The organism is Tardiphaga sp., from assembly GCF_028290495.1.
Classification (GTDB): Bacteria; Pseudomonadota; Alphaproteobacteria; order Rhizobiales; family Xanthobacteraceae; genus Tardiphaga.
Genome location: NZ_JAQGJT010000021.1, coordinates 44,524 through 69,584, shown reverse-complemented (window position 1 = coordinate 69,584; position 25,061 = coordinate 44,524). Strand labels below are relative to the sequence as shown.

Genomic DNA, 25,061 nt, shown 5'->3' with positions numbered 1-25,061 from the left:
CGTCTTTCTTGCCCAGCTTGCGCGTCATCAGCAGCGGAAACATCACGTTTTCGAGCACCGTCTTCCACGGCAGCAGCTGGTCGAACTCCTGGAAGATCATCATGCGGTCGGCGCCGGGCTCGGTGATCTCCCGCCCGTTGATCCGCATCTTGCCTTCGCTCGGCGTCATGTAGCCGCCGACCGCCTTAAGCAGCGTGGACTTGCCACAACCCGACGGCCCCAGCAGCACGAAGCGATCGGAGCGATTGACGCTGAAGCTGACCTTCTCCGTCGCGGTGACGACGACGCTGGAGGTCTTGTAGCGCAGCGTTACGCCGCTGACATCGAGAAGCGCCGACATCAGTTGCCCTTGAGATCGGCCGAGGCCGGCAGGTAGTAATCGGTCCAGGCCTTGGGCTGGGTCTTCAGCGTACCGGTCTTGAACAAGTGGGTGGCGAACTTCATCGTGCCCTGCGGTGCGATGTTGTATTCCATCATGCCGGGCTCCTTGAGCCATCCGAGGATGTCGTCGGTGGGTGTCTTGTCGCCGGTGACCTCCTTGTAGATCTCCACCGCGGTTTTGGTGTCGCTGGTGATCAGATCTTGCGCTTCCTTGGCGGCGTCGCGCAGTGCCTGAATGATCTTCGGATTTGCGTCGGCGAACTTGGTCGTCGTGAAGAACTGCGACTGGCTCAGCGGACCGCCGATCACATCGGGCGAGTTCAGCACCACATGCGCGCCGGGCACATTCTTCATCTCCAGGAAGGTGAAGGGCGGAATCGAGAAGTGGCTGCGCACCTCGTGCTGCGAATTAGACAGCGCGGCATAGGCATCGGGATGACCGAGCTGCACGGTGTTGGAATCCAGCTTCGCATACTGGTCGGCGCCAAACGCTTCGGCGGCTGCCATTTGCAGCACAATGGCCTGGGTGGAAATTTTGACCGTAGGCAAAGCTATCTTGTCGTTCGCCGTAAAGTCCTTGATCGACTTGATATGCGCGTCGCGGCTGATCAGCGTCATCGGCTGGGCGGAGGTGGCAACAATGCCCTTCACGCCACCTTTGGTGCGATCCCACAGCAGCAGCAGATTGCCGGTGCCTGTGTTGAGGATGTCGACGCCGCCGGCCAGCAGCGCATCGGTCTGCGCGCCACCGCCGCTGAAAGTGATCCATTTGGTGGTGATGCCCGGAAGGCCGAGCGCCGCGGCGTGCTTCTCGATCAGCTTTTGCTTCTCGATGATATGGGTCGGCATGTAGAAGATGCCGGGTTGCCGCGACAGCGAGATCTCGGTCTTCTGCTGCGCCTGCGCCAGCGAGCCCGTTAGCATCGTGCCGAAGGCCGCTATCACGCCCGCGCCCGCGCGCCACATCGTCTTGTTCATCACGCAACCTCCGTCATCACGATCTTGTTGACCGTCTTGGCGCAAGGCACTAATACATTAGTGCATCGAAGGCAAGCAGCCTCGTTTTGACCACAACTGGCTTCACCATGATGTCCGCGCAAGCCGTATCCCGCCGCCCCCCTTCACGCGCCGTCGAGCGGCTCGATCGCGATCGGCAGGCCGCGCCGCAGGTGTTCGAACGGCTGCGTGACCTGATCATTTCATTGGCATTGCCGCCGGGATCGCCGCTGTCGCGCGCAGCGTTGGCCGAACAGTTCGGCGTCAGTTCGACGCCGATCCGCGATGCGCTGATGCGGCTCGACAAAGAGGGACTTGTCGAAGTCTTTCCGCAATATGCAACGGTGGTGAGCAAGGTCGACGTGGGCCTCGCCCAGCTAGCGCATTTTCTGCGCCAGGCGCTGGAGCTGGAGATCGTGCGATCGCTGGCGTTGAGCCATGACAAAGTGCTGATCGTCGAATTGAACCGGATCATTGCGCTGCAACAGCAATTCGCCAAGGCCGGCGACTTCGGAAAATTTATGGCGGCGGATACCGAATTTCACCAGAAACTGTATGACGCCGCCGACAAGCCAGGGCTGTGGGCGCTGGTGCGCAGCCGCAGCGGGCATATCGACCGGCTGCGCCGACTGCACCTGCCGACGCTGGGCAAGGCGCAGGCGATCGTGAGGGACCACAAGCTGATTGCCAAAGCTATCGCGACTGGCGAGCCTGACGAGGCACAAAAGCACTTGCGCACCCATCTGTCCGGCACGCTCCGGGATCTCGATAAGATCCGCGCGCGCTATCCGGAGTATTTGAGCGACTGACGACGACATATATCCGGCAACGACTCCAGGGGGAAATCATGACAAACGACATGAAACATTCATTCCATCACGCATCGCGCCGGCAATTCATCGGCGGCGCGGCGGGTATCGCTGCCATGGGCATATCCGGGGTCTCAGCCCAGAACCTGCCAAAGGCGCCCGTGACCCTGAACATCATTGACGTCGGCGGCGCCCTCGCTTTGGTGCAGAAGCCGCTTGAAAACTACCGCGCGGCCAAACCGAACCTTGTCTCCAAGATGAGCTTCACCAAAGCGCCGGCACCGGAGCTTCCTGCCAAAATCAAGGCCATGCAGGACGCCGGGCGCGTCGACATCGACCTGGTGCTGGGAGGGCTCGACGCGCTTTCCGCCGGCATCGAGCAGAATTTGTGGATTCCCTTGTTCCCGAACTATGCGGCTGCGTTGCCCGTGCCGGAAAAGATCATGCTCAAGGCGGCTCTCGACATGCACAATCTCGGTGGCGGTCAGGGAATGTGCATGGTGTACTACCCGTCCGGTCCGCTGCTTGAATACATTCCCGAGCGCGTCAAGACGCCGCCGAAATCCGCAACCGAGTTGCTCGCCTGGGTGAAGCAGAATCCAAATCGCTTTTTCTATGCCCGCCCGGCCAATTCCGGTCCCGGCCGCACGTTCATCATGGGACTGCCATACATTCTCGGTGACAGCGATCCGAAGGATCCGGTCAAGGGTTGGGAAAAGACCTGGGCGTTCCTGAAAGAGCTGGGACAGAGCATCGATTATTATCCGACCGGAACTGGCGCGACGATGAAAGAGCTCGGCGAAGGCTCGCGCGACATGATCGTCTCGACGACCGGATGGGATATCAATCCGCGGGTTCTCGGCATCGTACCGAAGGAAGCGGAAATCCAGGTGCTTGAGGGTTTTCATTGGGTTTCCGACGCCCAGTATATGTTCGTGCCCAAGGGCGTGTCGGACGACAAGCTTGCGGTACTGCTCGATCTCATCAGCTTCGTGATGCAGCCGCAGCAGCAGGCGTTCGCCTATGATGAAGGATATTTTTATCCTGGTCCGGCCGTAAAAGATGCGCCGCTCTCCATGGCGCCGGCGGCAAGCCAGGCGGCGATCAAGGAATACGGCCGTCCGCAATACGACAAACTGATCGCGGAAACGCCAATCGAAGTGCCCCTGACGCCGGATAAACTGGTGTTAGCCTTCCGGCGCTGGGACGAGGAAATCGGCTCCAAGAAGAGCAAGTAAGAAACCAGGTCACGAACCAGCAATCGGACAGGTCGAGCCACCGCCTTCGCGCGGAAGATGGCGGCTTCGACAACCGTATCCAAGGTCAGCACCATGCCCAACACCATGACGTCGTTCCAGTCGCTGCGTCTCCAGGGCGTGGGACGGGATTTCGGTAACCTGAATGTCCTCAAGGATCTGACCCTCGAAGTTCAACGCGGTGAATTCATCGCGCTGCTTGGACCTTCCGGATGCGGAAAATCCACCGCGCTCAATTGCATTGCCGGCTTGCTGCCTTCGACGCGGGGCTCGATCTGGCTTGATGAAAAGCGGATCGATACCCTGCTGCCCGAGGACCGCGGATTTGGCATGGTGTTTCAGAACTATGCGCTGTTTCCGCATATGAGCGTGCGCGACAATATCGGCTTTGGATTGAAGATGCGCCGCGTCGAGAAAACGGAAACGCGCCGCCGCGTTCAGGCGGCTATCGAGACGGTTCGACTTGATACCCAGGCCGACAAGCTTCCCGGTCAGCTTTCCGGGGGCCAGCAACAGCGGGTCGCGATCGCGCGCGCCATCGTGGTCGAACCGCCGCTCGTTCTGATGGACGAGCCCCTGTCGAATCTCGATGCCAAGTTGCGGCTCGAAATGCGGCAGGAAATTCGACGGATACACGCCGCCCTCGGCTCGATCACGATCTATGTAACGCATGATCAGGACGAAGCGCTCTCGCTGGCCGATCGTATTGTGGTTCTGAAGGACGGCGAAATCCGGCAGATCGGCACGCCATCCGACTTGTACGCACGGCCGGCGCATCGCGATGTCGCGGAGTTTATGGGCTTCCGCAACCAGATCACGGGACCCGTCCGGGAAATCAGCGGCGACATGGCTGCCATCGATGTCGCAGGCACCGTGCTGCGCGGCCGTAACGTTGGGGCGGCGCCCGGCAAGAATGCCGTCGCCTCCATCCGGCCTGATGACCTTGCACCGGTCGCGGAGGGAGGCATTCTGGCGATTGTTGAAGCGATCGAATATCGCGGCAAGGACTTCTTCGGCCAGGCCCGCAACGCCAGCGGTTCACTGCTGTTTTTCCGTTCGGACCTCCCGCTCAGCGCCGGCGCAACGGTGCGGCTCGGCGCGGCCCCGTCGCGCGTGATCGTTTTCGGCGAAGAAGCCGCATGAACCAGTCAGATGTTCCGCTGCGATTGCGTCTGGCCGCCCGCGGCCTCGATGGCGTGACGCTGCTGGTTTTACCGTCGATCGCGCTTCTGTTCGCGCTGTTTGTCTATCCGTTTAGCTATGGACTTTGGCTTTCGTTCAACCCGAAGACCGGATCCTGGCTCGGCAACTACGCCACGTTTTTCAGCGATCCGTTCCTGTACGACACCGTCATCACGACGCTGCGACTTGCACTGCCGGTGACCGTGTTAAACGTTCTGGTGGCCCTTCCGGTGGCATTTCGCGTCCGGCTGATGCCGCGACAAAGGGTGCTGACGACTATCCTGGTGCTGCCGGTAACGCTGGGCACGGTGCTGATTGCAGAAGGGTTGCTCAATTATCTTGGACCGCAAGGCTGGCTCAGCCGATCCTTGATGCTGCTCGGCCTCGTCCAAACCCCGGTCAAGCTGCTGCACAATTACTGGGGCGTCTTCATCTCGCTGGTGCTGACCGGATTTCCCTTCACGTTTCTTTTGATCCTGTCTTACGTCACCGGGATCGATCCCGCACTGGAACGGGCGGCCGCGACGCTTGGCGCGCGTGCGGCGTCGAGGTTCTGGAACATCACGCTGCCACTGCTAGCGCCGGGCCTCGCCATCACCTTTTGCCTGTCGTTCGTGCAGGCTTTTTCGGTGTTTCCTTCCGCCGTGTTGCTCGGTGCGCCCGCCGGCCCAACCCGGGTCATTTCGATCGCCGCCTATCAGGCCGCGTTCGAGCAGTATGATTATTCGATGGCGTCGGCGATTGCGATGATCATGGGAGCGGTGCAGCTGGTCGTGGTCACAATTTTCCTGGGCGCGCGCGGTTTGTTTTATCGCGGCCCGGCGGGCGGGGGCAAAGGCTGAGCCGATGCAAATGACAACAACCCTACAGCGGACCGCAGGGCGGCTATGGATCGTCTCGGTGTGGGCGGCCGTAATCCTGTTCATCGTCAACCTGCTCGCCATGATCGCCGCGGTCGTCACCAGTTCTTTTGCGACGCGCTGGCTCGGCACATGGTTTCCGGCCGGCTGGACCACACGCTGGTATCTCTCGGCCTGGACCGAGTTTCAGCTCGACGACCTCTTGATCGTCACCGTCGAAGTCGTATTCGCCGTCGTCGCGATTTCGGGAATTCTCGGCGTGCCCGCGGCCTATGCATTGGCGCGGCGGGAATTTCCCGGCAAGAAGTTCGTGACCCTGCTGCTGCTGTTACCACTGCTGGTGCCGCCCATTACCTACGGCATCCCGCTTGCGACGGTGCTCTATCAAACCGGTCTCGGTGGAACATTGTGGGGCGTTATTCTCGCGAACCTGGTTCCGACGGTGCCCTTCGTCGTGCTGGTGATGATGCCTTTCATCGAACAGATCGACCCGCGCATCGAGGCTGCGGCGCGCGTGTTCGGTGCGGGGACGTTGCGGATGTTCGTCCACATCCTGTTGCCGCTGCTGCTGCCCGGTATTCTGGCGGCGCTGCTGCTCGTCCTGGTCCGGACCATCGCGATGTTCGAATTGACTTTCCTGACCGCAGGTCCCACCAGCCAGACGCTGGTCGTGGCACTCTATTACGCGGTCTTTGCCTCCGGCGTCCGCGCGGTTCAGTCGGTTGATGCGATGGCGGTGATCTACATGGCGAGCACGCTGATATGGCTCGTCATCGCCCTGCGCTTCGTCAATCCCACCCAGATGGTCACGCGGGCCAAACAGCAGCCGGCCAAGTAAGCGACGGCCCGGCCTTTTCCCTATCCACGCTTAAATTGTTGCCGCCAGGATCGCGCGCCCCGAGCATGAAAGCCAAAAAACGTGCTTCATACCGTCGATTCCTCCGGAAACCGCTCCCGCTTCATGGCTTGCTCCCTGTATCAGGTTCAGGATGCCCAAAAAATTACCTTCAACGTGGACCAGTTTGTAGGGTCAGGATCATATAACGGATTGGCATGACAGCCTTTGGCAGATGAGATGCTTGCAGCGGTTCGAACTGAAATAGGATGGCATCCAAGCTGATCCTTTCAACCGCGAGATCACCTGATGGATGCACTAGCCCGTGACGCAAGCGTCGCCCCCGGCCGCGACTGGCCGCTTGAAATCTTCAACACGCTGAAAGAAGCCGGCGTTTCGCAAATCTCCTACGTGCCGGACGCCGGTCATTCGCGCCTGATCAATCTCTCCCATGATGATCGCAGCATCAAAACGACCGTACTTACCACCGAAGAAGAAGGCATCGCGCTGTCGGCCGGCGCGTGGCTCGGCGGCGACCGCGCCGTGCTGCTGATGCAGTCGAGCGGCGTCGGCAACTGCGTCAACATGCTGTCGCTGATGAACTCCTGCCGCCTGCCCCTGCTGACGATCGTGACGATGCGCGGCGAGTGGGCCGAGTTCAACCCGTGGCAGGTGCCGATGGGCAGCGCGACGCCCGGAGCTTTCCAGTTGATGGGCGTTACCGTGCTGCGCATCGAAACTCCGGACGAAGCCGCCGAAGTCATCTCGGCTGCGGCGACGCTGGCCTTCGATGGCGACCGGCAGATCGCCGTGCTGATTTCCCAGCGCATGCTGGGTCGCAAGAAGTGGGTGGAGAGCAAGTGATGTCGGACGCAACAAGCACGCTGGACCGCCGCGCGGCGGTCAAGACCCTGCTCACCGACCGCAAGGATCTCCTTGTCGTCACCGGGCTGGGTTCGCCTTCTTACGATGTGTTCGCCGCGGGCGATCACAACGGCAACTTCTATCTGTGGGGCGCGATGGGCGGCGCGGCGATGGTCGGCCTGGGCATTGCGCTGGCGCAGCCGAAGCGTCCGGTGTTGGTGCTGACCGGCGACGGCGAACAGTTGATGGGGCTAGGCTCCCTGCTCACGATCGCCGTGCACAAGCCGGCCAACCTCGCGGTAGCCGTGCTCGACAACGGCCACTTCGGCGAAACCGGCATGCAGAAGAGCCACGCCGGCCTTGGCTCACGCCTCGAAGTGATTGCCCAGGGCGCCGGCTTCCTCGCCGTCGATGTGATCGACGATCTCAAGGAAATCTCGGACTACCGCGGCAAGCTGCATGACGTGACCAGCGGCCCGCGCTTCGTGCGCATCAAAATCGCGCATGGCAATCCGGAACGGGCGCTGCCGCCGCGCGACGGCGCCTACATGAAGAACCGGTTCCGGCAGCACCTCGGCTTCGCCGTCACTTGAGCGCGCCGTCCGGATGGTCGGCGGCGGCCATCCGGATGTCCCAGAGGCCCTCCGCGCGCAGCCGTTCGATCTCGATCTTGATGAAGTCGGAGATCGCCGCGGTGGCGATCGACCGTTGCCGGTCCGCCGGCAGCGCCATGATGAGTTCGCGCGTGATGCCTGGCTTGGCGATCGGCGCGACTTCCAGGCGCCCCGCGGCGGCATCGGCGCGAACCGCGGAATGTGGCAGCAGCGTATAGCCGAGACCGTCCTCAACGAAGCTTGTCAACACGCGAAACGAGTCGGCCTCGATCAGCACCTGGATCGGCAGATTCTTGCGCGAGAGCGCCTTCTCGATCAGGATCCGCAGGCCATGCGAGTGGCTCGGCAGCACCAGCTTCTGCTCGGAGAGCCACTCGATCGACACTTCCTTGCGATCCGCCAGCCCGCTGCCGCGCGGCCCGACGGCGACGATGTTATCGCGCCCGATGGTATGCACCGCGAGGTGCAGGTCGACTGATGGGCCATACATCAGCGCCATATCCATTTCGCCGCGATGCAGCCATTCGACCAGATGGCCGCCATAGCTTTCGACGATGCAAAGCGAAACCTCCGGCAGTTCCTCAATCACGCGGCGGGCAAATCGCGTCGACAGCACGCAGCTTACCGTGGGAACCAGCCCGAGCACCACGCGCCCCGACGGCGCGCCACCCACTGATTGAATGTCGTCGCGCACCTGTTCGATCTGCCGGACGAGGCCCGCGGTGCGATCGAACAGCAATTGCCCGGCGGGCGTCAGCACCATGCCGCGGCCGTTGCGGGTGAACAGCTCGATCCGCAGCTCATGCTCGAGCAACTTGATGTGCCGGCTCAGCGCCGGCTGGGCAATTCGCAACCGGTCGGATGCCTTGCTCAGACTCCCCAGCTCCGCGACGGATTTAAACGTTCTCAGTTGGCGCAGATCCACCGTGAGCCTTGCATTTTCTAGAACCCTGCGCCCACTGATATACAGCTACGGCATTCGACGCCACCCGTTGCGGGCACGCCGATTGCTGCGGCGCAACAGATGGCAGGCATAGCTGTTATCGCGGAATTTTCATTGTGATGCAGGCGCCGACGTTTCTCATGGCGGCGGGCCCACACGAGAAAAAAATGACCGACAAGGACTTCCTGCAGCAGGTCGCGGCGATCGTCGGGCCGAACAACATCCTGACCGACCCGGCGGAGATGGCGCCTTATCTGCAGGACTGGCGGGGGCGCTACACCGGCAGCGCCAGTTGCGTCGTCCGCCCCGGCAACACGGAAGAGGTTTCAGGAGTCCTGGTCCTCTGCATCGCCAACGATCATCCGGTCGTCCCGCAGGCCGGCAACACGGGCCTGTGCGGCGGCGCCATCGCCTCGAAAAGCGGCGACAGCGTTGTTATCAATGTCTCCCGCATGAACGGTATTCGCGAGATCGATGCCGTCAACGGCACCATGACCGTCGACGCCGGCTGCATCCTGCAACATGTCCGCGACGCCGCCGACCGCCAGAACCTGCTGTTTCCGATGCTGCTCGGCAGCGTAGGCAGCTGCGAAGTCGGCGGCCTAGTCTCGACCAACGCTGGCGGCACCGGCGTGCTGCGCTACGGCAACATGCGCGAACTGGTGCTTGGTCTCGAAGTCGTGCTGCCGGACGGCCGGATCTGGAACGGTCTGCGCGCGCTACGCAAGGACAATACCGGCTACGACCTCAAGCAGCTGTTCATCGGCGCCGAAGGCACGCTCGGCATCGTCACCGCCGCCGTGCTGAAACTGTTCCCGCGGGTGTCCGCGTCGGTATCCGCGATGGTCGCGCTGGACTCGGTGTCTGACGCCATCACGCTACTGCAGGAACTGCGCGCGCGCCTCGGCAACCGCGTCGAGGCGTTCGAGATCATGTCCGCCCCGCAGTTGGCGATCGTTCTCAAGCATATGACGCAACTGCGCAATCCGATAGCCGGCAACGCGCCGTATTACGCCCTGATCGAGATTGCCGACAGCCACAGCCAGCAGGATCTCGTCATGGCGCTGGAGGATGTGCTCGGCACCGCCCTGGAACGCGGCACCATCGCCGACGCCACCATCGCGCCGGACCTTGCGAAGGCGACCGCGATCTGGGACCTGCGCCACAATATCTCCGAGTCCAACAAGCGCGAAGGCTTTACGGTTTCCAACGACACCTCGGTGCCGATCTCCCGGCAGTCCGACTTCGTCGCGCGTGTACATGAAAAGGCAAAGGCGGCTTTTCCAGAAGCCCATGTCTGCTTCTGCGGTCACATTGGCGACGGCAACATCCATGCGATCATCGTCTTCCCGCGCTCGCTGTACAACTCGCCGGAGGAGTTCGAGGCCGCCGCCAGCCGCGCCAACACCATCGTCCACGACGCGAGCGTTGCGCTTGGCGGCAGCATCAGCGCCGAACACGGCATCGGCCAGATGCACCTGCACCGCCTGCCCCGCTACGCCGCGCCGGTCGAGCTGGACCTGATGCGAACCATCAAGCGCGCGCTGGATCCGAAGTGGCTGATGAACCCCGGAAAGGTCATCACGCCAGATTGATACGCGGGCGATTGGCAAGCGCCTTCGCAACAACAGATAGCTGCTATCACTGCTTGGCATTTTGCGGCGCCGAGCGCCCGATCAACAATCACGCCAAGGCCGGAAAACGGCCCGACGACATCATGGGGGAAACGATGGCTGCACTTCGCGCCGCGCGGCTTGTCTGGACGCAACCAGAGAGGGCGTCTTGACCTCACGTCTCACCCGGCGAACGTTCTGCAACTCGCTTGCGCTTGCCCCCGCGGGCCTTGCCACACCGCTCCGCGCACAGGGATCCGGCGATCTGCCGAAAGGGTTGATCACACTGGTGGTGCCGTTCGCTGCCGGCGGCGCCACTGACGTCGTCAGCCGGATCGTTGCCAGGAAGCTCTCCGAACAGATCGGTCAATCCATCGTGATCGAGAACGTCACCGGCGCCGGCGGCGTGGTCGGTGCCGCCCGCGTGGCCCGCGCTGCGCCGGACGGCACGAGCCTGCTGATGGGGACCATTTCCACGCATACCATCAACCCGCTGATGGCCAAGCAGCCGCCCTACGACCCCATCAAGGATTTCACCGCGATTTCGATGGTCGCCACAGTGCCCAACGTGCTGCTCGTATCGTCCCGGGTGAAGGCGGCCAATGTCGGGGAACTGATCGCGCTGATCCGCGCCGACCCCGGAAGCTTCAGCTACGGCTCGTCCGGGATCGGAACGCCCCCCAACCTTTCCGGCGAATTGTTCAATGTCCAGGCCAAGGTCAAGATGGGTCATGTACCCTATCGCGGCGGCGCCCCGGCGATGAACGATCTGATCGGCGGCCAGATCCCGGTCCTGTTCGACGTGCTCAGCGGCGCCGCCCCCTTTATCAAAGCCGGAACCGCACGCGCGCTTGCCGTCACGACCAAAACGCGATCGCCGTCGTTTCCCGATCTCCCGACGATCGCGGAGCAAGGCCTCCCTGAGTTCGAGACCTACACCTGGAATGCAGTGTTCGGACCGCCCGGGCTGCCAGCCAACATGGCAGAGCGGCTCAGCGCGGAGTTGCGCAAGGCGGTCGCCGACCCCGAGATCCAGCAGCGGCTGCGCGACCTCAGTGCCGACCCGGTCGGATCGACTCCCGCAGAGCTGGCCAACCAGCTCCAGCAGGAGATCACCAAGTGGCAACCTGTCATCGAGACAGCCGGGCTGAAAATTCAGTGACAACTTTCTGGCGGTAGCTGATTACATCCAAGACAACCGTATTCGCAGTTCCACCCATCGCGTCTGTATCGAGCAGTCATTCCGATTCAGGCGTCATTCGATTGACGCTGCTTGACTGCAGTGCAGCCATGTCGTGTACATCAGCGACGAGCCAACGTAAGTTCGTCAAATAACAAAAAAATACGGGAGACATTCATGCTCGGGAAATCAATCACTGCACTCGCTTTGGGCATGGTTCTCGCAACGCCGGCCTTCGCCGCCGATGCCCCCACTGAAATCAAGATCGGCACGCTCTACGCTTCGTCAGGGCGCTACGCCTCGATCTCGATGCCGGTTCACAGCGGTTTAAAGCTCTGGATCGAGCAGAAGAACGCCGAAGGCGGCGTCTATGTGAAGGCTTTCGACAAGAAAATTCCGATCAAGCTCATTGCCTATGACGACCAGAGCAATACCGCGACGGCTTCGTCGCTTTACAATCAGCTGATCACCCAGGACAAGGTCGACCTGCTGGTCGCAGATTCAGGCTCGGTGCTGACAGCGCCCGGGGTGGCAATTGCCCGAGATCACAAGATGTTTCTGTTCGACCAGACCGGAACCGGCGCCAGCTTCTTCTCCAAGGACAATCCCTACATCGCTCTGATGGCCGATCCGGTCTCGACGGTGTGGCCGAAGCCGATCGCCGACTTCCTGATCAATGACGGTCCCGCCCTAGGCATCAAGAAGGTCGCAATCCTGTATGCGACCAACGAATTCACCGGCACCCAGGCCACCGCGGTGCGCAAGTTCATCAAGGATTCCGGCGCGCCGATCGAGATCGTCTACGACCAGGGCGTTCCGACAGAAACCACGAACTACACGGTGATTATCAACAACATCCGCAACAAGCAGCCGGATGCCGTGATCCACCTCGGCTACGCGCCGAACGACATCGCCTTGCTGCGCAACATCGGCGAAGTCGGCGTCAAGTTCAAAATGCTGTTCTGCATTTATGCAGGGCTCGAAACCGAACTGCTGGAAAAGAACGTCGGTGCCAAGGGGCTGGAGCACGTCTTCACCTATGTGCCGCCGACCGACCTCGATTACCCCGTCAATTTCGGAATGAAGATGGCGGATTACCGCGCCGCATGGAACAAAACCTATCCCGACGGCAAGGTCGAGTTCGGCTTCAACGCAGTCGCTGGCTACACCACCGCGCTGGTGATTGAGAAGACGCTGTCGGTAGCTACCAGCCTCGATCAACTCGAACTCCGCCGCGCGGTGTTCAGCCTGTCGGGCGAGCTCAAGACCCTTGACGGCACCTTCGGCCTCGACGAGACGGGCGGCCAGATCGGCGAGTTGACGCCACTCGGTCAGATCGCGCTCAACGAGCATGGTCACGTCAAGTTCGTGGAGGTATTCCCGCACGACGCCAACAACACCAAGCCGGTCTATCCGCGCCCATGATGCATCTCCAGATTTCGTACCGGACGCCGGGAGCCAATAGCTGATGCTGGTCTACGCCCTCGTTGCCGGCGTCCTGTTCGGTCTGTATTTCAGCCTGGTCGGAATCGGCCTCAACCTCGTCTTCGGCGTCATGCGCATCGTCAACCTTGCGCATGGCGACTTCCTGATGCTCGGCGCCTTTGTCGCTTTCGGCGTCGTCACTTTGGCCGGGCTCGATCCGCTGCTCGCGGTGCCCGTGGCCTTTGTGGTGTTCCTGCTGGTTGGCGTGGTGCTTTACAAGATTCTGGTGCCGCGCCTGCAGGGCTCGGTAAATCCGGAAATGTTGTCGATCATCCTGTTCTTCGGCCTGTCGCAGGTCATCCAGGCGATCACGACGATCTTCTTCGGCACCAGCGAACGCTCGATCCCGAGCAGCGCGCTGGGCAGTATATTTACGACGGCCCGCATCAAGCTGTTCGGTGGCAATGCCGACGATGCCGGCGGTCCGATTGTGCTTTTCGGCCAGAGCTTTCCGGCGTCCTGGGTGATCGCGGCTACGACCAGCCTCGTCGCCATCGGGTTGGTCTATCTTTATCTCTATCGCAGCCGGATGGGCACGCTGACCCGCGCCGTGATGTCGCGCCGCGATGAGGCACTGGCCACCGGCATCGACGTCGATCGTATTTCTGCCGCGGCCTTCGGTATCGGCCTCGGCCTTGCCGCCGTCGCCGGCGTGTTTGCGCCGTTCATGTTCGGCTCGGTGACACCGGCCTTCGGCGCTGACGCCACCGTCACCTCGTTCGCCGTGGTGGTGCTTGGCTCGCTAGGCAATCCTCTCGGCACCGCGCTTGGCGGCGTGGTTTACGGCATCTGTTTCATGCTGGTGCAGACCTATCTGTCGTCATGGGCGGACCTGCTGCCCTACGTCTTGTTGATCGTCATTCTGCTGCTGCGTCCCAGCGGCTTGCTGGGAAGGCAGGTGCGCGTTGCCTAATTACATGCGCCATCTGCTGCTGATCGTTCTGCCGCTACTCGTGATCTTCGCTTTGCTGCCCGGTGTCTATCAGAACCACCTGCTGCTGTTCAATTTCGTGATCTTCCTGGTGCTCGCCCAGGGCGTGAACATCATCTACGGCTTCACGGGCTATCTGCCGTTCGGCTATGTCGGCTTCTTCGGCGCCGGCGCCTACGGCTTCGCCATCATGGTGATGCAGTATCATGTCTCTGCGCCGGTAGCGGTCCTAGTCGCGGGCGCGGTCGGCGTTGCGCTCGGCCTGCTACTGTCACCTTTGCTGCGACTGTCCGGTGCCTATTTCGCCATCGCCAACATGGCGGCGGCGCTGGCAGTGCTGCACTTCGTTGCCAACCCGGCGCTTGAAGATATTACGCGGGGCCCTTATGGCGTCTCGCTCACCGGCACCTTCAATCCGACGCAGGCTTACGCAGCGGCGTTAGCCGTGCTGGCGCTGACCATGGGCATCGTCGTGTTCCTGAAGAATTCCAGCTTCGGCCTGGCCCTTCAGGCGGTGCGTGAGGATCCGGTCAGTGCCTCGATGGCCGGCGTCAACGTGGTCCGGATGCGTGTCATCGCGTGGCTGGCCTCGGCGCTGGTCGCAGGCCTCGCAGGCGGGGTCTATGCCTGGTACGTCTCGGTGTTCTTTCCCGACAACGTGTTCAGCTCCGACTTCAGTATCTTCGCTATCGTGTTCGCGCTGTTCGGTGGCGTGGCCACCATCACCGGCCCGATCATCGGCGTCATCGCCCTCTATGGCGTCTACAACCTGATCGGCTTCACCACCCCGCAATATTTCCAGCTGATCTACGGGCTGCTCATTATGGTCCTCGTCCTGTTCCTGCCGGCGGGCCTTGTCTCGCTCGCGACACGGAGGGGATGGCGTGTCCCTTAATTCCGCACCCATTCTCCAGGTCGATGGACTCGTAAAGCGTTTCGGCGGTTTTCACGCGCTGGACGGCCTCAGCTTTCACGCCGCCGCCGGCGAGATTTTGGGGCTTGTCGGCCCCAACGGCTCCGGCAAGACCACGTCCATCAATGTCATCTCCGGGCTGTATGCGCCGGATGGCGGGAGCGTCACGCTCGACGGCAAGGGGATTGGCGGCATCGCCTCGCATAAGCTCGTGCATTTGGGCGTCAACCGGACCTTCCAGATTCCCAAGCCGTTCCTGTCGCTGACCGTGCGAGAAAATATTGCTGTCGCGCTAGCCTATGGGCGGGCGCAGGTCGCACCGCCGGCTGCGGCGGCGCTGATGGAGGAGTATCGCCTCACCGAAGTAGCCGATCGCCCCGCCAGCGAGCTCAACAATGCACAGCAAAAAATGCTCGACCTGGTGCGCGCGCTGGCGACGCGGCCGCGGCTGCTGCTGCTCGACGAACTTGCGGCTGGCCTCAACCCAACCGAGCTTGACTGGATCTCCGGCCGCATCAAGGCGCTGGCGCAGACCGGGATGGCGATCATCGTCGTCGAACATTTGATGGGTTTCATCGAACAGATCACCGACCGCGTCATCGTGATGAATGCGGGCAAGGAAATCTTCGAAGGCAAGCTTGCGGTCGCCGTCAAGGTGCCGCAGGTCATCGAAGTGTTTCTTGGAGGCGAACATGCAGCCTGACAATTTCCTGATGCAGGCTAACGGCGTCAATGCCGGCTACGGCACGATGCAGGTGCTGTGGGGCGTTGATCTCGACATCCAGCCGGGCGAGACCGTGCTGCTGCTCGGCGCCAACGGAGCCGGCAAAACGACGTTCCTGAAAACCCTGGTCGGCCTGATAGAGGCCCGAGAGGGCGTCATTACGCTCGCCGGACAGGACGTGACAAGGATGCGTTCCAGCGACCGCATGAAGCTCGGCATGACCTATATGTCGGAGCTGGCGGTTTTCCCCGACCTGTCAATCGAGGAGAACCTGCGGGTCGGCGCGCATGCACTCGGTCACGCCAATCCCGGCGCGCGCGCTGAAGAGCTGTACGGCATCTTTCCGGTGCTGCGCGACAAGCGCCGCGCGCCGGCCTCAAGCCTGTCCGGCGGCCAGCGCAAGATGCTCGGCATCGCCAAAGCGCTGGCAGCAGAACCGAAGCTGCTGGTGATGGACGAGCCTTCCGCCGGGCTTTCGCCACTGTTCGTCAAGGAGGTGCTGCGCGTGCTCAGCGACCTGCAGGGCCGCGGCCTGTCGCTGCTGATCGCCGAGCAAAACATCGGCTTTCTCGAAGTCGCCACCCGGGTCTCCGTGCTCGAAGGCGGTCGAATCCGCTTCTCAGGCACCGTGGCCGAGATGACCGACAACGAAGCGCTGCGCCGCGCCTATTTCGGATTGAAATGACTTCTTGCAATCGCAATTATTTTCTCGATTTCGAGATACCTTTTCATGCGACCTCATCTACGCACAGACCTCTCGCTCACCCCACACGACAGCACTTCTTAAAGCCGAAATGGAGGTCCGCTTCCCTTTCAACTTCTCCACCAAGGTCTCCGCCTTCTCGACCGATGCAAGGTAGCCAATAGCCAAGTCCGCCCCTTGAGTCGGCAAGCCCCAACGCAGCGGCGACCAAGTCCAGCGAGCCACCGGTTGCCCGCGACTATGAGCTCAAGTTGGCGGACCGATTGCGCCTGAGCGAAGCGCTCTAACTGCGAAAAATCGGAACTGACAAAGAACCAGGCTTTCAATGGAAAATTACGGCGTATTCAATTCACGATCGATGCCGAATCAAACAAAATAACCCGATGCTTGCATCAAGCCTCATCTACGCGATCAGTGACATTCATGGCTGCTTCGACCTTCTCACAGCCCTACTCGATTTCGTTACCGACGATGCCGAACGCCGTCGTCAAGAGCCGAGGATTATATTTCTGGGCGACATCGTTGATCGAGGCCCCGATAACAGAGGCTGCATCGAACTGGTGGTATCAACGTTGGAGCGCCGGCCGAAATCTCGGCTCGTTCTGGGCAATCACGACGACTGGTTCCTGCGAGCTTTGGGAACGGACGATCTGGACTCAGCGGTGGTCGCGTCCTGGGTGCGCAATGGAAGGCTTTCTACCCTCTACAACTACGACCATGAGGCTGATCTCAGCATGGCCCGAGCCGCGGTCAAGATCGACTATCAGCACCATATCTCGCTCTTCCAAGAGGCCTCCCTTCTTGAAATCGACGGACCGTTCGCCTTCGTTCACGCCGGGGTCAATTCGGAAAGACCCATAGACAATCAAGAGCGCACTGACTGCCGTTCAATCCGGAAACCGTTTCTCGAATACCCGGAGCATCTATCCCATATTGTTGTACATGGGCACACCATCACGGACACGCGATGCCCGCTCGTCACCCAAAGTCGCATCGCGCTGGACACCGGAGCGTATGGGACCGGGCATCTGACAACGCTCATCATCGACCCTGTCGCGGATTCGTTGGAATTCGCCTGGACTGTGCAATCGGATTCCGAAATCACGGTCGAGTTAATTGAGCCTGACGTCACGAGCGTTCCGGAACGTCTCCATGACCACTTCAACACGACCTCTACAATGCACTCGGCACAATAGGTTGTCCTCATCTAGGCCGTCTCGATGAGATCCTTGCATTCGATGACCGAGAGGTAGAAACGGACATTTCGGGAAGCTCCGCGACATCACACACGATGATGCTGCGCAACGACCACGCAGCAGCGACGAATCCGATCGGCAACGCATGCCGTCGCGCCATTTCTCGTTCCGCCGTTATGACTCATGCGGTCTGTCAAAATCGCTTTCGAAGCGTAAATGCTTCACGCTGCGGCCTTGACGCCGCACAAGCTTGAGGGCCTCTATCCCAATCTTGATGTGCGTTTCGACATAGTTCGCCGTCACCGCCAGATCCGATGCCTCGGTCTTCACGCCCTCAGGGATCATGGGCTGATCGGATACGAGAAGCAGTGCACCGGTCGGAATGTGGTTGGCAAATCCCGCGGCAAAGATCGTCGCCGTCTCCATGTCAATCGCCATGCTCCGCGTGCGACGCAACTGCTCCTTAAAGGCATCATCGTGCTCCCAGACACGACGGTTGGTGGTGTAGACCGTGCCCGTCCAGTAGTCGTGCCCCAAATCACGGATCATGGTTGACACCGCGCGCTGCAATTGGAATGCGGGCAGCGCGGGTACCTCGGGCGGCAGGTAATCGTTCGAAGTACCTTCACCCCGAATGGCCGCAATGGGTAGAATGAAATCTCCAGTCTGATTTTTGCGTTTCAAACCGCCACATTTCCCGAGAAATAAAACAGCCTTTGGGGAAACGGCACTCAGTAGATCCATGACGGTTGCCGCATTCGGGCTTCCCATGCCGAAATTTATCAAAGTAATTCCATCGGCGGTCACGTTGGGCATCGGTCGATCCATGCCGCTGATCGATACGTCGTGGTGGGCGGCAAACCATGCGACGTAACCGCCGAAATTCGTCAAGAGAACATATTGTCCGAACTCATCAAGCCGCGTTCCTGTGTAACGCGGCAGCCAATTTTCGACGATGTCCATTTTCTCAGTCATGCTCAGCTCCCACGTCAAATTGCGCCGATATACGCTAAACTATACGCGAGTTCCGGATCGCGATGGAGAATCTCGAAGGCTACGCACTCGCAAACGCTGTCCGTTCGTCGACGCCGAAGTCGACTTTCCCTGACGTTTTCATCTCCCAAATGACCAAATGATCATAACTATATGCTCTCGACGAAGGCTGAGCTGCGCCGGTGGAACCTGTGCACCACACTTCACAAGTGCGTGCAGCCGGGTTGAAATGCGGAACACCATTTCCACCGAAGAACGTGATGCTCCAAGCAGCGTCCCTCTATCCTTCTCGAACTCGGCACTCTCAAAATCCTTCTCACTGGACTGGAAGCCGGTTTGACCAAGGGAACGGGACGCGAAATCGCGTGTCATCGAAGCAGGCTTGAAATTTCACCATCTGCCGAAGTCAGAAGAAAATTCAATGAAATCGGGAATTGAGCATCTCACCGGCGACGAAATCGAAGATGTCCGCACCAAATGCGAGCAGCGCGCCGAACCGGAAAAGGTTGGCAAAGACACGGTGGAAGAAACGAGGAGAGGCCGCTCCGGAACTTCGAATCCCTGGTGACGTCCGTCTACCAGTATGAGGTTCGCGACGGCTGGACGCTGCAGCCGAATTTCCAGTACTTCGTCCATCCCGGCGGCGGCGCGACAAATCCGACGGGACCGACGGCCGCCACGCGCTGCCGTATTCGGTCTCCGGACGGAAGCTCTGACCTGCACTCACTCTGGCCGCTCATGAGAGGACCGCGCCGCAGCGATCCCATGCGCCTGAGACGCGAAACGACCGCAAGTCAGATTTGTTCCGCAAGAATCCCTGACCAATAAAACATAAAAGTCCCTCATTATTTTCTTGATCCCGTCGCGAAGCGGCGCAAGGATGAAGAAAACGGGAGGTGGTAAATGAAAGAATTCCAGACCTGTCGTGCCATGGAAAGCCTGTGCCGTCAGCGAGCTTCATTCTTCCCCGAGGAAAGCTGGAAGCATTTAGCTGAAGCGGAGATGTGGCAGCATAAGGCTATGGACTTAATTGCCGAGCATCACGTCGAGTGCAATCAGCCCGTCACCAAGGCAGCCGCCTGAAGCCACGGAGCCAGAAGCTCCAATGCTAAATCCGGATCTCCAGAGGCTTGTCGTCCTGTGTCGAGGGATGTTCTTCTCGGGAGAAGATATCCCTGACAACAAAGCCTTCTTCCGGAGTTTAGTACGCCCGCAGCTTGTGGGGAGTGCCCTGCTCCTCGGGAGGCCCCAGAAGCCCGTCATACTCAGATTTTCCTAACGTGTGAATGTAACTCAACATCAATGTACGGGTGGCTTTTCTGCTATCCATCACCTCGGCGAGGATGCTCGCATCTAATCGAAAACCTTCGCCGGGAACCTGCATGTACACGGTGGTGGGGGCAACTGCGTCACCTAATATAATTGGAATGCCCACGATGCCTTCGTTCCCAATAGTTCCAACTTCAGCAGAAGACCCGTCAGCCATCGTGTTCACCAACGAAGCAACGCCTTCGATAAGAAAGTAGACGGAATTTATTGCCTCATTTGCCTCATAAAGCGGCTTTCTATAATCGAGGCTGATCAACTGCATGTGGGAACGGATTCGCTGAAAATCACCCAGCGGGACTCGCGCTAAAAGTCGATTCTGCAGCGACTGGGGCATGACAAATCCTCTAACGACAGATCTGGGTGGATCATTTGCAGAATTCAACAGGTGGATCGCCCCCCCCTGCAGAGCGGCATCATTTTTCTAAAATACAACCCGATGTTTCGCGAGATTGCCAATCATACCGACCACCGTATTCGCCCCCCCCCTTCGTATCAGCGTTTTTCTTGATTGCGCCAGGTCGTCGATCGCATTCTTCATCGATGCTCATGCGGAGATCTCCTGGACTAGGTCAGTCAGGCTGCAAGTTCCTTACGAACCGCGGCAGCAGAGTTACCAACCTTGTCAATTATCGTCTGGAGCTTATCACGTGAGATACCAAGCTGATGCATCCAGCATTTGACCTCATGCGCTTCATGCATGTTGATTTTACTGCGGTCAGGCTGGCCTCATATTCTTGAGGCCGTCCATCGGTGTCATCCTCCGCTTCGGATGAAGAAAAACTCCGGTAACTCAATGTCGTTCCGAGAATTTCGCCGCAAGTGCGGGCATCTGTAACTGAGCGTTGGTGTGGTGTCCCACTAGATTGACCGTCTAATGGTTTTTTGACCATTTTTGAACGTCCCCGGTGTCCATCCGTCTCGGTGTTACCGAAAAGTCCTTGCAAAATGACGGCCCGCCAAAAGCGGCGGGTTTCTTTGCATGATCTGACTAGTTCATCGAAAACTGTGGCATCAAATCGTTTCGGGCCAACCGCGCTCGGCACCGATCTCTCCAGTGCGTGGCGAGATGATCTTCGGTGGGCAAGAGCTGGTCGAGAATTTTGTCGGGACAAAAATCGACAACCTGTCCCTCGCTCTCCTCCATGCCCTTGACCAGGTAGCGGTCCGCACCGCCCTCTGGATCGTGCTTGAGCAGGAGAACGACGCCTTCCACTGCTCGTACCTCGGCGGTCTCAACCGCGGCGTCGGCAACGGCGGCATATTCGCCTTCATTGATCCCGCCCATTGGAGCTGCTCGGCAAACGACGTCCCACATCACACTTCCGCGCCGGAGGTTAAGCTCAGTTGCATCAGTCAGCCAAGCCTAACCCGTCAATTTTGCCTAGACCGGTCGTCGGCAACCTGTCGCCCCGCCAGCCAGCCAAAGGTTATTGCAGGTCCGAGGGTGATACCGGGGCCGGGATAGGCGCCTTCCATGATTGAAGCCATATCGTTGCCGCAAGCATAAAGCCCTGCGACGAGTGCCCCGTCCGCGGCAAGGACGCGCGCATGGGCGTCGGTCACGATGCCGGCCGACATGCCAAGGTCGGCCGGATAGACCGCCACGGCATAATAAGGCGCCTGTTTCAACGGGGCTACGCAGGGGTTGGGCTGCTGTTCGGCATCGCCCAGCGAGCGCTGGTAGATGTTGCCGCCGCGGCCGAACTTTGGATCGTGGCCGGTTTGGGCGTGTCGATTAAAGTTGGCGATCGTCTCCTGCAGCGCGCTTGGCGAGACATCGATCAGCTTGGCCAATGCTTCCGGCGTATCGGCGCGCTTCAGGTAGCCTGAATCGATGTCCGGCTTAATTGCAAGCGTGAATGGCTTGATCTTGCCGAGGCCGTATTTCCAGAGGAAGCGACTGTCGCAAATCAGCCAAGCTGGAATGGCGCTATTCGCATTCGACAGTTGCGCGCGCACAAACTCATGATAGGAGACGGCCTCGTTGACGAAACGCTGGCCGTTCGAATCGACGGCGATCAGGCCAGGCTTAGCTCGGTCTGTCACCGTGTGCGGGTAGACGCCGCGGCTGCCGTTGCTTCGCGTGAAGGTCGAGGCCGGGACCCAGAACGCGCCGTCATTGGTCGGATCCGACAACTTTCCGCCGATACCCCGCGCTAGACGGGCGCCGCATACCGCCTTTCCGGGCGAGACTGTTGCGGTTAGATTCCCCGCGCTGCCGGGCACGTAGCCGCTGCGGAGTTCGGAATCATGCGAGATGCCGCCAGTTGCCAGCACCACGCCGCGGCGCGCCTGAAGCGCCTTCGTCTGTCCCGCGCTATCGCGGATCTCGAGACCGCAGACGCGGCCCTGCGTGTCGGTCACCAGGCGCTCGACCGCGTGCTCGGTCCGAAGCGTCACCCCGAGATCAAGCGCGGATTTCAGCAGCCGCGCCACCAAAGCATTGCCGAGATACAGCGTGGTCCCGCGGCGCGCGCGCAGGCGCTGTATGCCGTATTTCAGCAGCAGCTTGCCGACATGCCAGGCCGCGCGCAGCGAGCGCGTGACGCGGCGCAAATGCGGAATGTCGGCGCGGCTGATCATCATGCCGCCGAGCAGCATAAATTCCGGCAGCGGATTGCGCACCAGTGCGAAAGCCTCGCCGAGCGCGCGGGCATCGAACGGGACGGGTTCGAGCACGCGGCCGCCGGATGTCGCGCCTGGCAGATTGGGATAGTAATCGGGATAGGTGAGCACTGGCTGCAGCCGCAGTGACGTCCGCGCCTCAAGGTCTCGGATCGCGTCGTCGCCATGCGCGAGAAACGCTTCAAGCCGGGTCCGGTCTTGCCCGGGCACAGTCGCGGCCAGATAGGTCCGTGCGGCCTCGAGACTATCGGCGCGCTGCGCAGCCGCTGCCTTGTGGTTGGCGGGTATCCACACCATGCCGCCGGATATCGCGGTGGTACCGCCAACCACATCGGCCTGCTCAAGCAGCAAAACCGAACATCCCTCCGCGGCCGCAACGCTGGCAGCCGTGAGGCCGCCGGCACCGCTGCCGACGACGATCACGTCCCAGACGTCGCCGGTGGCGGGGCCGTCTTTCATCAAACCATGCCGCCGTTGGGCTGCACGATCTGGCCCTGGATCCAGGAGGCCTTGTCGGAGGCCAGGAATTGCACGACTTCGGCGATCTCTTCCGGCCGGCCGATGCGGTTGAACGGGCTGAACGCCGCCATCCGCGCCTTCACTTGGTCGGTCTTGCCGGCGTTGAACAAATCAGTATCGACCGGACCCGGCGCGACGCCGTTGACGCGAATATTGCGACCGGACAGTTCCTTCGCCATCGCGCGCACCAGGCTTTCGACCGCGGCTTTGGTGGCGGCATAGGGGCCGGTGCCAGGTACCACATGGCGGACCAGCGAGGTCGTGATGGCGACGATGGAGCCGCCGTCGCGAACCTGGCGCGCCGCTTCTGCCAGCACGTTGAAGGCGCCAATCACGTTGACTTCCATCAATTGGCGGAAGTCGTCGGGCTTAAAGCTCCCGACCGGCGCGCCCGGCACGTTGATGCCGGCATTGGCGATCACCGCCTGCGGCGCCGTGCCGAATTGCGCCCTGGCCTGCTCGAACACGCTGGCAACAGACGCCGCATCGCGAATGTCGGCCTGGTAGTTCTGGCCATGCGCGGCCTTCGACGAGGCCGACGTGCTGGTGGTGCAGACCTGCCAGCCGGCAGTGGCGAAGGCCGAGGCACAGGCGGCGCCGATGCCGCGGGAGCCTCCGAAGATGATGACGACGGGCGATGAACTGGTCATTGGATATTCCTGGAAATGGTTGGAAGCCGGAGCGGCGAAGAAGCGGACGTCCGCAGCTAGGGCGACGAGGCTTTGGCGAGACGCTCGCGCGTCGCTTCGATCGTGGCCTCAATGCCGCGTTGCAAGTCGTAGCGCGGTTCATAACCGAGCTCAGCTCTGGCACGGCTGATATCAAGCGCGCCCTTCACGGCGCTGAGCACCTTGCCGCCGTGACGGTACGGGCCGCTGTCCCCGACCGTTATCTGCGCTCCGGGAATGGCACGATTGACCGCGTCCGCCGTGTCGCGCAGCGTCGGTGCCACGCCGGTGGCGATGTTGTAGGCATCGAAGCGATGCACCGGCTTGTCCAGCGCCAGCAGAGCGCCGGCGACGGTGTCGGCGATATAGACCTGATCGACCGCGAGATCGCCACCGTCGGCCTGATGGAACGGATCGCCGCGTAACGCCGCCTCGACGTAGGTTCGCGGCATACGCAGCCTTGGGAGATGCGGGCCATAGACCCAGCAGGTCCGCACGTTGATGCATTCCAGCCCGTGGTCGCGGGAATAGACGCGACCATAATGCTCGGCAGCGAGCTTGGTGAGCCCGTAGACGCTCAGCGGCTTCTGTGGGTGATCCTCGTCGATCAAGGGCGACTGAAAGTCGCCGTAGGTCTCCTCGGTGCTGACATGAATAACGCGCTTCACCCCGTGCAGGCGCATCGCCTCGAACAGGTTGACCGAGCCTTCCACGTTCGCACGAAGCGCCTTGATCGGGATGTCCATCGCCTGGATCACGCCGACGACCGCCGCCGCGTGGATGACGGCATCGGGGCGGTGCGTCTCGAACAGGCGAACCAGTTGATGCCATTCGCCGAGGTCGGCCGCGGCGGCAACGAGTCGTGGCTTGGATTCGGCCAATATCGCAATCGCCGGTGCGATTGCGAGGTCGGTCGCGACGACGCTGTCGCCGCGATCCAGCAATGCTTGTACGATCGCCGTTCCCAGCCAGCCGCACGCGCCCGTGACCAATATCTTCTTGTTCATGGAGGTCACCGCGGCTGCTGCTCTTCATCCGAGGGCGGGCTGGTGATGACCAGGAACACCAGATTGTCGTTTCCGGTGCAGTGGAACTCATGCACGACGCCTGGCGGAATGTAGGTCACGTCATTGGCGCGGACGAGGCGATCCTCGCCGTCGACGGTCAGCACGCCCTCGCCGCTCAGCACGTGGTAGATCTGCTCCTGCACCTTGTGGACGTGGCTTTCGACGTAGGCGCCGGGCTCATACGACGAGATGCGGTGATCGAAGAACCGGCTGCCGACCGTCGCCGGCGTGACGATCGCCTTGGACAGCGCCTGCTCGAAATGGCCGGGATACTGAATCCAGCGCAACTCGGCCAGATTTCGCGTCACCGCGTATTTCTTTTCGCCGGCATCGGCGAAGGCGTCCGCTTTGGGAACAACGATGGTCATGGGTAGC

General features: G+C 60.9%; 29 protein-coding genes and 1 pseudogene. 18 read left to right on the top strand and 12 right to left on the bottom strand.

What is annotated here, in order from left to right:
- Both JWQ24_RS03705 and JWQ24_RS03700 read right to left on the bottom strand, forming a co-directional pair.
- Positions 1 to 340 (bottom strand): ATP-binding cassette domain-containing protein (locus tag JWQ24_RS03705; RefSeq protein WP_299804496.1); only part of this gene is annotated, 340 nt, incomplete at its 3' end.
- Positions 340 to 1,305: an ABC transporter substrate-binding protein gene (locus tag JWQ24_RS03700; protein ID WP_299804498.1), complete on the bottom strand. Its 966-nt coding sequence runs from the start codon at positions 1,303 to 1,305 to the stop codon at positions 340 to 342. The genes JWQ24_RS03700 and JWQ24_RS03705, both read right to left, overlap by 1 nt.
- Before the next feature lie 164 nt (positions 1,306 to 1,469).
- Here JWQ24_RS03700 and JWQ24_RS03695 point away from each other — a divergent pair, with 164 nt between their 5' ends.
- From JWQ24_RS03695 to JWQ24_RS03665, 7 genes are all read left to right on the top strand, one after another.
- The gene (locus tag JWQ24_RS03695; protein ID WP_299804493.1) at positions 1,470 to 2,186 is read left to right on the top strand and encodes a GntR family transcriptional regulator; all 717 of its coding nucleotides are present in this window, start codon (positions 1,470 to 1,472) and stop codon (positions 2,184 to 2,186) included.
- 50 nt (positions 2,187 to 2,236) lie between these two features.
- The gene (locus JWQ24_RS03690; protein ID WP_299804490.1) at positions 2,237 to 3,424 is read left to right on the top strand and encodes an extracellular solute-binding protein; all 1,188 of its coding nucleotides are present in this window, start codon (positions 2,237 to 2,239) and stop codon (positions 3,422 to 3,424) included.
- Between the two features lie 93 nt (positions 3,425 to 3,517).
- Complete coding sequence (locus tag JWQ24_RS03685; RefSeq protein ID WP_299804487.1) at positions 3,518 to 4,585, top strand: ABC transporter ATP-binding protein; 1,068 nt, start codon at positions 3,518 to 3,520, stop codon at positions 4,583 to 4,585.
- The gene (locus tag JWQ24_RS03680) at positions 4,582 to 5,466 is read left to right on the top strand and encodes a sugar ABC transporter permease (RefSeq protein WP_299804485.1); all 885 of its coding nucleotides are present in this window, start codon (positions 4,582 to 4,584) and stop codon (positions 5,464 to 5,466) included. Before JWQ24_RS03685 ends, JWQ24_RS03680 begins: the two co-directional genes overlap by 4 nt.
- Positions 5,467 to 5,476: 10 nt before the next feature.
- Positions 5,477 to 6,322 carry an ABC transporter permease subunit gene (locus tag JWQ24_RS03675; protein WP_299804483.1) on the top strand — a complete coding sequence of 282 codons (846 nt, stop codon included), beginning with the start codon at positions 5,477 to 5,479 and terminating at the stop codon, positions 6,320 to 6,322.
- A gap of 306 nt (positions 6,323 to 6,628) precedes the next feature.
- Complete coding sequence (locus JWQ24_RS03670) at positions 6,629 to 7,183, top strand: thiamine pyrophosphate-binding protein (protein WP_299804482.1); 555 nt, start codon at positions 6,629 to 6,631, stop codon at positions 7,181 to 7,183.
- Entirely contained in the window at positions 7,183 to 7,776 is a 594-nt protein-coding gene (locus JWQ24_RS03665; protein ID WP_299804480.1) for a thiamine pyrophosphate-dependent enzyme, read from the top strand. The genes JWQ24_RS03670 and JWQ24_RS03665 overlap by 1 nt, the downstream gene beginning before the upstream one ends.
- Here JWQ24_RS03665 and JWQ24_RS03660 read toward each other — a convergent pair.
- Positions 7,769 to 8,722 (bottom strand): LysR substrate-binding domain-containing protein, encoded by a 954-nt coding sequence (locus JWQ24_RS03660; RefSeq protein ID WP_299804478.1) that lies wholly within the window; start codon positions 8,720 to 8,722, stop codon positions 7,769 to 7,771. The two genes, JWQ24_RS03665 and JWQ24_RS03660, sit on opposite strands and share 8 nt — an antisense overlap.
- Before the next feature lie 185 nt (positions 8,723 to 8,907).
- Between JWQ24_RS03660 and JWQ24_RS03655 the strand changes: the two genes are divergently transcribed.
- The 8 genes from JWQ24_RS03655 to JWQ24_RS03620 all read left to right on the top strand — a co-directional run bounded on the left by JWQ24_RS03655 (position 8,908) and on the right by JWQ24_RS03620 (position 17,485).
- A complete protein-coding gene (locus tag JWQ24_RS03655) occupies positions 8,908 to 10,335 on the top strand; it encodes an FAD-binding oxidoreductase (RefSeq protein ID WP_299804476.1) in 1,428 nt (475 codons plus the stop codon).
- Positions 10,336 to 10,522: 187 nt separating this feature from the next.
- Positions 10,523 to 11,515: a tripartite tricarboxylate transporter substrate binding protein gene (locus JWQ24_RS03650; protein WP_299804474.1), complete on the top strand. Its 993-nt coding sequence runs from the start codon at positions 10,523 to 10,525 to the stop codon at positions 11,513 to 11,515.
- Positions 11,516 to 11,710: 195 nt separating this feature from the next.
- Positions 11,711 to 12,958 (top strand): amino acid ABC transporter substrate-binding protein, encoded by a 1,248-nt coding sequence (locus tag JWQ24_RS03645; protein WP_299804471.1) that lies wholly within the window; start codon positions 11,711 to 11,713, stop codon positions 12,956 to 12,958.
- Between the two features lie 43 nt (positions 12,959 to 13,001).
- Positions 13,002 to 13,931: a branched-chain amino acid ABC transporter permease gene (locus tag JWQ24_RS03640; RefSeq protein ID WP_299804468.1), complete on the top strand. Its 930-nt coding sequence runs from the start codon at positions 13,002 to 13,004 to the stop codon at positions 13,929 to 13,931.
- A complete protein-coding gene (locus tag JWQ24_RS03635; RefSeq protein ID WP_299804466.1) occupies positions 13,924 to 14,844 on the top strand; it encodes a branched-chain amino acid ABC transporter permease in 921 nt (306 codons plus the stop codon). Before JWQ24_RS03640 ends, JWQ24_RS03635 begins: the two co-directional genes overlap by 8 nt.
- Entirely contained in the window at positions 14,834 to 15,565 is a 732-nt protein-coding gene (locus tag JWQ24_RS03630) for an ABC transporter ATP-binding protein (RefSeq protein WP_299804464.1), read from the top strand. Before JWQ24_RS03635 ends, JWQ24_RS03630 begins: the two co-directional genes overlap by 11 nt.
- Positions 15,555 to 16,271 carry an ABC transporter ATP-binding protein gene (locus tag JWQ24_RS03625; protein WP_299804461.1) on the top strand — a complete coding sequence of 239 codons (717 nt, stop codon included), beginning with the start codon at positions 15,555 to 15,557 and terminating at the stop codon, positions 16,269 to 16,271. Before JWQ24_RS03630 ends, JWQ24_RS03625 begins: the two co-directional genes overlap by 11 nt.
- Before the next feature lie 401 nt (positions 16,272 to 16,672).
- Positions 16,673 to 17,485 (top strand): metallophosphoesterase, encoded by an 813-nt coding sequence (locus JWQ24_RS03620; protein ID WP_299804459.1) that lies wholly within the window; start codon positions 16,673 to 16,675, stop codon positions 17,483 to 17,485.
- A 174-nt stretch (positions 17,486 to 17,659) separates the two neighbouring features.
- On the opposite strand, the gene JWQ24_RS03615 is transcribed toward JWQ24_RS03620, so the two are convergent.
- Positions 17,660 to 18,460, bottom strand: coding sequence for an AMP nucleosidase (locus JWQ24_RS03615; RefSeq protein WP_299804457.1), 801 nt, complete (start codon positions 18,458 to 18,460; stop codon positions 17,660 to 17,662).
- A 400-nt stretch (positions 18,461 to 18,860) separates the two neighbouring features.
- Here JWQ24_RS03615 and JWQ24_RS03610 point away from each other — a divergent pair, with 400 nt between their 5' ends.
- The 3 genes from JWQ24_RS03610 (at position 18,861) to JWQ24_RS03600 (ending at position 19,561) form a co-directional block, all read left to right on the top strand.
- Complete coding sequence (locus JWQ24_RS03610) at positions 18,861 to 19,046, top strand: hypothetical protein (protein ID WP_299804455.1); 186 nt, start codon at positions 18,861 to 18,863, stop codon at positions 19,044 to 19,046.
- Positions 19,043 to 19,306: a carbohydrate porin gene (locus tag JWQ24_RS03605; protein ID WP_299804452.1), complete on the top strand. Its 264-nt coding sequence runs from the start codon at positions 19,043 to 19,045 to the stop codon at positions 19,304 to 19,306. The genes JWQ24_RS03610 and JWQ24_RS03605 overlap by 4 nt, the downstream gene beginning before the upstream one ends.
- 75 nt (positions 19,307 to 19,381) lie before the next feature.
- Positions 19,382 to 19,561, top strand: a complete 180-nt coding sequence (locus JWQ24_RS03600; RefSeq protein ID WP_299804445.1) for a hypothetical protein — start codon at positions 19,382 to 19,384, stop codon at positions 19,559 to 19,561.
- Between the two features lie 118 nt (positions 19,562 to 19,679).
- Here the strand turns inward: JWQ24_RS03600 and JWQ24_RS03595 are convergent, their stop codons facing one another.
- The 8 genes and pseudogenes from JWQ24_RS03595 to JWQ24_RS03560 all read right to left on the bottom strand — a co-directional run bounded on the left by JWQ24_RS03595 (position 19,680) and on the right by JWQ24_RS03560 (position 25,054).
- Positions 19,680 to 20,141, bottom strand: coding sequence for a cyclic nucleotide-binding domain-containing protein (locus JWQ24_RS03595; protein WP_299804442.1), 462 nt, complete (start codon positions 20,139 to 20,141; stop codon positions 19,680 to 19,682).
- 79 nt (positions 20,142 to 20,220) lie between these two features.
- Complete coding sequence (locus JWQ24_RS03590; RefSeq protein ID WP_299804440.1) at positions 20,221 to 20,355, bottom strand: hypothetical protein; 135 nt, start codon at positions 20,353 to 20,355, stop codon at positions 20,221 to 20,223.
- Between the two features lie 25 nt (positions 20,356 to 20,380).
- Positions 20,381 to 20,530: pseudogene (locus JWQ24_RS03585) on the bottom strand (DUF3606 domain-containing protein); the annotation flags it as partial.
- 265 nt (positions 20,531 to 20,795) lie between these two features.
- Positions 20,796 to 21,092 (bottom strand): hypothetical protein, encoded by a 297-nt coding sequence (locus JWQ24_RS03580; protein ID WP_299804438.1) that lies wholly within the window; start codon positions 21,090 to 21,092, stop codon positions 20,796 to 20,798.
- 86 nt (positions 21,093 to 21,178) lie between these two features.
- Positions 21,179 to 22,891, bottom strand: coding sequence for an FAD-dependent oxidoreductase (locus tag JWQ24_RS03575; protein WP_299804436.1), 1,713 nt, complete (start codon positions 22,889 to 22,891; stop codon positions 21,179 to 21,181).
- Positions 22,891 to 23,601 carry an SDR family oxidoreductase gene (locus tag JWQ24_RS03570; protein WP_299804433.1) on the bottom strand — a complete coding sequence of 237 codons (711 nt, stop codon included), beginning with the start codon at positions 23,599 to 23,601 and terminating at the stop codon, positions 22,891 to 22,893. Before JWQ24_RS03570 ends, JWQ24_RS03575 begins: the two co-directional genes overlap by 1 nt.
- Positions 23,602 to 23,657: 56 nt before the next feature.
- Positions 23,658 to 24,626: an NAD(P)-dependent oxidoreductase gene (locus JWQ24_RS03565; RefSeq protein ID WP_299804431.1), complete on the bottom strand. Its 969-nt coding sequence runs from the start codon at positions 24,624 to 24,626 to the stop codon at positions 23,658 to 23,660.
- 5 nt (positions 24,627 to 24,631) lie between these two features.
- Positions 24,632 to 25,054 (bottom strand): cupin domain-containing protein, encoded by a 423-nt coding sequence (locus tag JWQ24_RS03560; RefSeq protein WP_299804429.1) that lies wholly within the window; start codon positions 25,052 to 25,054, stop codon positions 24,632 to 24,634.
- Between the last annotated feature and the right edge of the window lie 7 nt (positions 25,055 to 25,061).

Excerpts from the sequence above, each read along its gene's own strand:
- JWQ24_RS03700 (WP_299804498.1), bottom strand. The coding sequence starts at position 1,305 with ATGCTAACGGGCTCGCTGGCGCAGGCGCAGCAGAAGACCGAGATCTCG.
- JWQ24_RS03695 (WP_299804493.1), top strand. The coding sequence starts at position 1,470 with ATGTCCGCGCAAGCCGTATCCCGCCGCCCCCCTTCACGCGCCGTCGAG.
- JWQ24_RS03690 (WP_299804490.1), top strand. The coding sequence starts at position 2,237 with ATGAAACATTCATTCCATCACGCATCGCGCCGGCAATTCATCGGCGGC.
- JWQ24_RS03685 (WP_299804487.1), top strand. The coding sequence starts at position 3,518 with ATGCCCAACACCATGACGTCGTTCCAGTCGCTGCGTCTCCAGGGCGTG.
- JWQ24_RS03680 (WP_299804485.1), top strand. The coding sequence starts at position 4,582 with ATGAACCAGTCAGATGTTCCGCTGCGATTGCGTCTGGCCGCCCGCGGC.
- JWQ24_RS03675 (WP_299804483.1), top strand. The coding sequence starts at position 5,477 with ATGACAACAACCCTACAGCGGACCGCAGGGCGGCTATGGATCGTCTCG.
- JWQ24_RS03670 (WP_299804482.1), top strand. The coding sequence starts at position 6,629 with ATGGATGCACTAGCCCGTGACGCAAGCGTCGCCCCCGGCCGCGACTGG.
- JWQ24_RS03665 (WP_299804480.1), top strand. The coding sequence starts at position 7,183 with ATGTCGGACGCAACAAGCACGCTGGACCGCCGCGCGGCGGTCAAGACC.
- JWQ24_RS03655 (WP_299804476.1), top strand. The coding sequence starts at position 8,908 with ATGACCGACAAGGACTTCCTGCAGCAGGTCGCGGCGATCGTCGGGCCG.
- JWQ24_RS03645 (WP_299804471.1), top strand. The coding sequence starts at position 11,711 with ATGCTCGGGAAATCAATCACTGCACTCGCTTTGGGCATGGTTCTCGCA.
- JWQ24_RS03640 (WP_299804468.1), top strand. The coding sequence starts at position 13,002 with ATGCTGGTCTACGCCCTCGTTGCCGGCGTCCTGTTCGGTCTGTATTTC.
- JWQ24_RS03625 (WP_299804461.1), top strand. The coding sequence starts at position 15,555 with ATGCAGCCTGACAATTTCCTGATGCAGGCTAACGGCGTCAATGCCGGC.
- JWQ24_RS03620 (WP_299804459.1), top strand. The coding sequence starts at position 16,673 with ATGCTTGCATCAAGCCTCATCTACGCGATCAGTGACATTCATGGCTGC.
- JWQ24_RS03615 (WP_299804457.1), bottom strand. The coding sequence starts at position 18,460 with ATGACTGAGAAAATGGACATCGTCGAAAATTGGCTGCCGCGTTACACA.
- JWQ24_RS03600 (WP_299804445.1), top strand. The coding sequence starts at position 19,382 with ATGAAAGAATTCCAGACCTGTCGTGCCATGGAAAGCCTGTGCCGTCAG.
- JWQ24_RS03595 (WP_299804442.1), bottom strand. The coding sequence starts at position 20,141 with ATGCCCCAGTCGCTGCAGAATCGACTTTTAGCGCGAGTCCCGCTGGGT.
- JWQ24_RS03590 (WP_299804440.1), bottom strand. The coding sequence starts at position 20,355 with ATGAGCATCGATGAAGAATGCGATCGACGACCTGGCGCAATCAAGAAA.
- JWQ24_RS03580 (WP_299804438.1), bottom strand. The coding sequence starts at position 21,092 with ATGGGCGGGATCAATGAAGGCGAATATGCCGCCGTTGCCGACGCCGCG.
- JWQ24_RS03575 (WP_299804436.1), bottom strand. The coding sequence starts at position 22,891 with ATGAAAGACGGCCCCGCCACCGGCGACGTCTGGGACGTGATCGTCGTC.
- JWQ24_RS03570 (WP_299804433.1), bottom strand. The coding sequence starts at position 23,601 with ATGACCAGTTCATCGCCCGTCGTCATCATCTTCGGAGGCTCCCGCGGC.
- JWQ24_RS03565 (WP_299804431.1), bottom strand. The coding sequence starts at position 24,626 with ATGAACAAGAAGATATTGGTCACGGGCGCGTGCGGCTGGCTGGGAACG.
- JWQ24_RS03560 (WP_299804429.1), bottom strand. The coding sequence starts at position 25,054 with ATGACCATCGTTGTTCCCAAAGCGGACGCCTTCGCCGATGCCGGCGAA.